Annotated in this window: 3 protein-coding genes and 2 pseudogenes; 4 read left to right on the top strand and 1 reads right to left on the bottom strand. The window is 54.4% G+C overall.

The features are described from left to right. The 3 genes and pseudogenes from ACXRVY_RS24545 to ACXRVY_RS24555 all read left to right on the top strand — a co-directional run. Positions 1 to 355 (top strand): ABC transporter permease subunit (locus tag ACXRVY_RS24545; RefSeq protein ID WP_458238476.1); only part of this gene is annotated, 355 nt, incomplete at its 5' end. 53 nt (positions 356 to 408) lie between these two features. Then, positions 409 to 1170 carry an ABC transporter ATP-binding protein gene (locus tag ACXRVY_RS24550; RefSeq protein WP_115948015.1) on the top strand — a complete coding sequence of 254 codons (762 nt, stop codon included), beginning with the start codon at positions 409 to 411 and terminating at the stop codon, positions 1168 to 1170. Positions 1171 to 1182: 12 nt separating this feature from the next. Beyond that, positions 1183 to 1698 (top strand): annotated as a pseudogene (locus ACXRVY_RS24555) (Lrp/AsnC family transcriptional regulator). On the opposite strand, the gene ACXRVY_RS24560 reads toward ACXRVY_RS24555, so the two are convergent. Next, positions 1661 to 1906: a hypothetical protein gene (locus tag ACXRVY_RS24560; RefSeq protein ID WP_158560144.1), complete on the bottom strand. Its 246-nt coding sequence runs from the start codon at positions 1904 to 1906 to the stop codon at positions 1661 to 1663. The pseudogene ACXRVY_RS24555 and the gene ACXRVY_RS24560 overlap by 38 nt on opposite strands. Here ACXRVY_RS24560 and ACXRVY_RS24565 point away from each other — a divergent pair. Further along, positions 1899 to 2351 (top strand): annotated as a pseudogene (locus ACXRVY_RS24565) (methyl-accepting chemotaxis protein); the annotation flags it as partial. The gene ACXRVY_RS24560 and the pseudogene ACXRVY_RS24565 sit on opposite strands and share 8 nt — an antisense overlap. Between the last annotated feature and the right edge of the window lie 44 nt (positions 2352 to 2395).

Here is a 2395-nt window from a genome sequence, read left to right on the forward strand (position 1 = left end):
GATATTTGCTGGTGCTATTCGCAACATTGCCCATGGMGAGGTTGAGGCTGCGAAAGCTTACGGCCTCTCAGGTTGGAAGCTCTATGCCTTTGTGATCATGCCGTCAGCCTTGCGTCGCTCGCTGCCGTATTACAGCAACGAAGTCATCCTGATGCTGCACTCGACCACGGTGGCGTTCACCGCGACTGTGCCGGACATTCTCAAAGTCGCGCGTGACGCGAATTCAGCGACCTTTTTGACCTTTCAATCGTTCGGGATTGCCGCACTGATTTACCTGGCGGTGACCTTTGCGCTGGTCGGCGTGTTTCGAATCGCCGAGCGTCATTGGCTGGCTTTTCTGGGTCCGGCTCACTGAGCCTTTTATCTGACATTGATGCTCCCGATCCGCTGTAGAGGATGATTGCGAACATGTACAAATTGACTGTTGACGGGCTACACAAAAGTTACGGTAACCATGAAGTACTCAAGGGCGTTTCCCTGCACGCCAAAACCGGCGACGTGATCAGCCTGATTGGCGCCAGTGGTTCCGGAAAAAGCACTTTCCTGCGTTGCATAAATTTCCTCGAAACGCCCAACGACGGCGCCATGAGTCTGGATGGCAAGCCGATTTGCATGGTTAAAAACCATTTGGGACTGCGCGTGGCGGATGACCGTGAGCTGCAACGATTGCGCACCCGCCTGGCCATGGTGTTCCAGCACTTCAACCTATGGGGCCACATGACCGTGTTGGACAACATCACCATTGCTCCGCGCCGCGTGCTGGGTGTCAGCAAAAAAGACGCGGAAGATCGTGCCCGGCGATATTTGGAAAAAGTAGGGTTGCCAGCCCGTGTTGCCGATCAATTCCCTGCGTTTCTCTCAGGTGGTCAACAGCAACGGGTAGCCATTGCTCGTGCACTCGCGATGGAGCCTGAAGTCATGCTGTTCGACGAACCTACATCGGCACTCGACCCTGAAGTGGTGGGCGAAGTGCTCAAAGTCATCCAAGGGCTTGCTGAAGAAGGTCGGACCATGATCATGGTGACCCATGAAATGGGTTTTGCCCGCAAGGTTTCGAACCAACTGTTGTTTCTTCATCAAGGCCTTGTCGAAGAGCAGGGCGGGCCAGAAATTCTGGATAACCCGCGCAGCGAGCGTCTACAGCAATTTCTGTCCAATGGACTGAAGTGAAAAACCTTCCCTATGAAGACTGGAAGTAAGGCCCTGGGGACTTTTGAAACTTTGGGGCGTGTCGACGAGGCAATTATTGATGTGCTGCGCCACAGCGGGCGCATCACTTATAAAAAGCTCGCCTCACTTGTGCACTTGAGTGAGAGCCCTTGCCAGCAACGTGTACGTAAGCTGGAAAGGCTCGGGATCATTCGCGGTTACGGTGCCTTCATCGACGCGCGCAAGCTCTCTCCTGGTATATCTCTGCTGGTGCTGGTGCTGGTGCTGGTTGGATTGGCTGAGGGTAAGGGGGGCAGCGCGCAAAAGGTGTTTTAAGCTTTAGTCGGTGCTTGCTCGCAGGTCATTGAGTGTCAGCTCATCAGTGGTGCGCTGGATTACTGTCTGCGCATGCGCTGCCGGGATATGGAGCATTTCCGCTCACTCACTGAACGCCGGTTGGAGAGTACTGAACTGCATATCGAGAAACTGGCAGCCTATCCAGAGTTGGCCGTCATCGAGCAATCATCGACGCATCTTGGTATCGAATAACAACTACAACACTCCCGGCCTTCGGAAAAACAGGATGATTGCCAACCTGAAGTTCAGTCATAAGGTACTGCTTGCTGCGTCGCTCGTTGTTGTCGCTGCGTTTACCCTCTTTACGCTGTACAACGATTCGATCCAGTGCAAAACCATCCGCAGCAATCTTGAAAACCACCTTGAAGAAATGAGCAAAATCACGGCAAGCAGCGTTCATCGAAGCTGCACGGGCGGGCGGGGCCGGTCGTGGTTTTGCCGTGGTAGCCGACGAGGTTCGTAGCCAGGCGTACCGTACTCAGACGTCAGCCCAGGAAATCCACACGATGATTGAAGAGCTTCAGGTGGGCGCCCGTGAGGCGGTCTCCACTATGAGAGAGAGTGAGCGCTACAGTCAGGACGGCGTGATTATCGCCAACCAGGCAAGTGAGCGACTGGGCAGTGTCACTCAGCGCATCGGCGACATTGACGGCATCAATCAGTCGGTGGCGACTGCCACGGAAGAGCAGACTGCGGTCATAGATTCGTTAAACGTTGACATCACCAAGATCAAAACCCTCAACCAGGAAGGCGTGGAAAATCTCCAGGCTACCTTGCTTGCCTATGACGAGCTTGAGCGACAAGCCACGCGACTCAAGCAGTTGGTGGATGGTTTTCGAACTTAGGACGTAGCACGGCGCACTCCAGACAAACCGCGAGCGATGTCATG

The sequence above is a fragment of the Pseudomonas sp. P5_A2_2 genome (assembly GCF_054177685.1).